This is a genomic window from Paenibacillus maysiensis (genome assembly GCF_000520815.1).
Classification (GTDB): domain Bacteria; phylum Bacillota; class Bacilli; order Paenibacillales; family Paenibacillaceae; genus Paenibacillus; species Paenibacillus maysiensis.
On the sequence record NZ_ASRY01000069.1, the window covers coordinates 1 to 4,179 of the forward strand.

General features: G+C 45.7%; 2 protein-coding genes. Both read right to left on the reverse strand.

Going from position 1 to position 4,179, the window contains the following annotated elements:
• Positions 1-2,499: RHS repeat-associated core domain-containing protein (locus L696_RS0104215; protein ID WP_025682524.1), on the reverse strand; the 2,499-nt coding region annotated here is incomplete at its 3' end.
• A 477-nt stretch (positions 2,500-2,976) separates the two neighbouring features.
• Positions 2,977-4,179, reverse strand: a 1,203-nt coding sequence (locus L696_RS0104225; RefSeq protein ID WP_025682526.1) for a polymorphic toxin-type HINT domain-containing protein, incomplete at its 5' end; no start/stop codon positions are given.

Sequence of the window (4,179 nt, forward strand, 5' to 3'; positions counted from 1 at the left end):
CATAAAACGGGCTGTGCCCGGGTCGTACCAGCGAGCGCGCAGGTACTGGAGTCCGGTCGTATCATCCCAATACTCGCCGGCATAACGCAACACGTTTGGTACGGTCTCCTTGACCGTCTCCGGGCCGCCCCAGATATCGTAGCTGTAGCTGTTCAGTTCCTTACCTGTACTATCGCTCAGGCCTACCACATCACCGTGACCATTCAGCTGATAATATTGCAGTTGTCCGCTTGCTTTATCTTGTCTAGCCCACAGTTGACCAGACAAGTCATACACGTAAGCGTACGTGATCTTCGCTGCTCCACCTTCGACCTCAGCTTCCGCAATTAGCTTCGCTTCTTCGTCATAGTAATACCGGGTCGTTTTGCCGCCCTCTGTACGCTCGTACAGCAGCCCGTCTCCGTTATAGCTGTACCCGACCTCTTTGCCTTCACCGCTCACCTTCGTCAGACGGCTGACAGAATCATACGTATATTCAGCGTTTTTCATGCCAAACACTTTGCCGCTGCCTTCGGCGCTTCGGTTTCCATTCGGATCATAGCCGTAGGTCTTGTTCTTCTCACCTGCGGCTTCGCTGGCTATTCGGTTTGACGGGTCGTATCCAAATTGGTCTGTTGTTCCGTTTTGTGTACGTCCGATGATGTTTTTATTCCCATCCCGTTCATAACCAAATTGGTGCAGCGCCGTACCGCCTTGCTCTACCGTTACCCCGGACAAATCCAGTCCGTTATAGCTGAATCGCGTACTCAGCCCTCTGCTTGAAGCCTGACTTTTCAGCAAACCATTCGGTGCATACTCAAATGTCATGCGATCCAGTGAACCGCCCGTAGCAGCACTCGCTCCTGCCACACTCTGTACGTTTGCTGTACCCGTTCCACTGCTAACGTCCATTTGAGTCACTTGGCCCAAGCTATCCAGCTTGGACTGGACATGCATAGACGTTCCAGAAGCATCGGTCAGCACATAACCTGTGCGAGACTGCTTATTGTACTCATAGCTGATTTGCGTGCCGTCCGGGTACTTCAGTCCGGTCAACGACCCATCGGATGGATCATAGGCATAGGAGGTCGTACCCTGCCCATCTGTCATGCTTTTTCTTCGTCCTGCGTTATCGTAGGTATAATTGGTTTTAAAATCAGGGCCTGCTGCTTCCGTAACCAGCCCGTCCGCGTTATATTGAAAGGTGATTGCGTCCGATTTCCCCGTCAACATACGGGTGATATTGCCATCCGTATCGTAAATATTTAGCGTTGTTCCTCCGCTTGACTTCTCAAGTAACGTACGTCTGCCCAGCTCATCATACGAATACACATTCTTTTGCCCATCAGGATACTGAACAGTCTTCAAATTTCCGGCCAGATCATACATATAGCTGGTCTTTTGTCCAGATGGATCTGTGACGGAGATCATTTGTCCCAGTGCATCGTAATCATAGGTCATACGTTGGCCGTTACCGTCCGTCCGGCTAGTGACCATACCCGCATGATTATAAGCTAACGACTCCAGCGGCTGAAAGGATCCATTTTTAGCTTCTTGGGTGGAAGTCACACGACCTAAAGCATCCGATACCTCACGCACACGATAACCAGCCGCATCCGTATAAGTGACCGTTCGATCCACCGCATTATACGCCACGGTATCTGCTGTTCCATCCGCATAGGTCGTCTTCACAGGCCGTCCAAAAGCATCGTAGGCGTAGCGAGTGGTGGCTTGTTCCGCATCCGTGCTTTCTACCCTATCTCCATTATCGTCGTAGCCATATCCGTAGATCGCGTCATCCACCTGCTGCTGGAGCAGCTGTCCGAATGGATTATACAATCTTTCAGCGCTCACGCCATCGGGCCCGGTGACGGTGACATCGTTCGTATCATCCTTATACACCACAACGGTTTGAGTTCCATCCGGATAAGTAACCTTCGTTACACGCCCCAACGCGTCATACACATAGGACTCCGTTTTGCGCTTGGCATCGGTTTGGGACTTGATTTCTCCAGTCGGATAGTAATCATACGTATACTCAACACCTTTAGGCAAAAGCTGCCTTGTTGGGAGCTGAGAACCATAGGGAGAATCATAATCAATAGAAACATCCGTATAGTTTCTGTCGTCAATGAGAACCTTCTGACCGCTTACATTCCCTTTTGCATTGTAAAAAGTATACCTGTGTGATAAAAGCTTCCCTTGCTCTGTACCTTCATAGTTTTTCAGTTCATACAATTGGCCCTCTGCTTTATAGGTTCGAACTGTCGTTCCGGTTTTTCCTTCACTGATTTTGCTAACCGTCTGAACAGGTTGTACCCAGAAAAAAGGCTCATTAGAGGTTTTATACGTATGAACCGTCTCCGATCCCGTACTTTGGGATATTTTCAAAGGAAGACCATATTCATTGTAGTCATAGGAGGTCGTTACAGGTTCTGATGGAGAACCGCCCTCCGTATAGGACTCTCGCATTTGCACAGGCAAATTCCAGTTCACAGCATCATTATACGTATAATCCACATGATAGCCGGTAGAATCCCCCTCTTGATCATAGCGGCTAAGAACCGGTTAGGGTATAATCGTCAACACTTTAACGAGTACGTACATTTGCATTTGAAGAACTATCATATGGGTCTAATGAGAGTAAAGTTCTATTTGAGACTGCCACCCGATTCATTCGACACTGGGTAGGGTTAAAAAATAAGACCTTGAGGATTGTCGTCCTCAAGGTCTCGTGTTCACGCTTTAATGTTTAATAGTTGCTCTTTCATTACCCAATTTACAGGTCTCTTCTTCGGATTCGTCCAAGGAGTGCCTCTAGCTATCCATTCATTGCGATATTCCTCAAATGTCTTCCCTAAGTCCAAATCGTCATATCCAGACTGAAAACCACAACATTCACAAATAATAAAATTCGGAGCAGCATCTTCAAGATATTGTGGCCATTCCAATTTATCAAAACCACAAACATTACAAGTATACACAGTTTCACCCTTCTTATTTCAAGTCGTTAAAGTAATTAATACCTCTGCTTGGTTTAAAGTAAGTCCCTACTTGAAATCCGTCATGTAAAATGGCCAACTCATTCGTTGATTTATTATAAGTTGCCATTCTACCATTTGAAAGTGCTTTTCTAAAAACATTCTTGCCGTCCGCTTCCTTCAAAGCCAAATTAAATGCTTGCTCAAAATATCGATCCTTCGTAATATTACCAAATTCCTTTTTACCACCATGCTTACCCAAAACATGTTTTTCGTAATGAGTGTCAAAGTTTCTAAATTGACTGTAATCACAATTAATATTATGAACCCAAATACCCAAGTCACTTACAAAGTACGTATGGAAGTCAGCAACAGTAAAGTTGTATACCTTTACCTTTTCATCGTGATGTACAATTTCAATGTTGTCAATCTTTAGATGGTTTCCGTTGCTTTGGACTAACTCATCGCCCACCTTCAAATCAACAGCAAGTACCCATTCCTTGCCATCAACCCAAAATGGATGATTGTCAGTTGTCTCAATAATTTGATTCCCAACCGACAACTTATAGGTAGTATCTTTCTCATTACGATGAAGAGCAACAACTCCCTTGTAAGCTTGCTCTCCGGTTTCCTCATCCTTGGCGAGAACCCTATCTCCGACTTCAATGTCTTCGATATTTTTCTCCCCTTCGTCTGTTTGAACCTTCGTACCTGCGGTAAAGCAATTACACCCTCTTGATGATTTTCCTTTGCTCCCTTTGCCACCAACTTTTACATCGCTAATCATTCCCATTGCCGCTATTTCAAGGACTTCGGCATCTGTCCACTTTTGGTATGCACTTAACAACTGCCCTCTAGCCCAATCTGACTTGCCTGCACTATTCTTATAGTCACTCGTTCCCGTTAACAGGTCGTATAAGTAATTATACTGGTTTGCTCCTCCAAAAACCGACGAAAAATCGTATCGTTTCCGTATGAAGTCTTTGTACACCTGGTAATCCTGATTCTTGCTGGAACTCGATTTAACCCTGGCTTCATTTAGTAATATTCTAAGTTCCTGATAATCAAGGGTTTCGAAATAATGTCCACTTGGATCCACATAAATTAACGGATTATTCGCTACATACGCATACCCATTCAAGCTTCGCGGATCGCTAATCTCGCCTTGATACGTATCCTCGCCCATAAAACGGGCTGTGCCCGGGTCGTACCAGCGAGC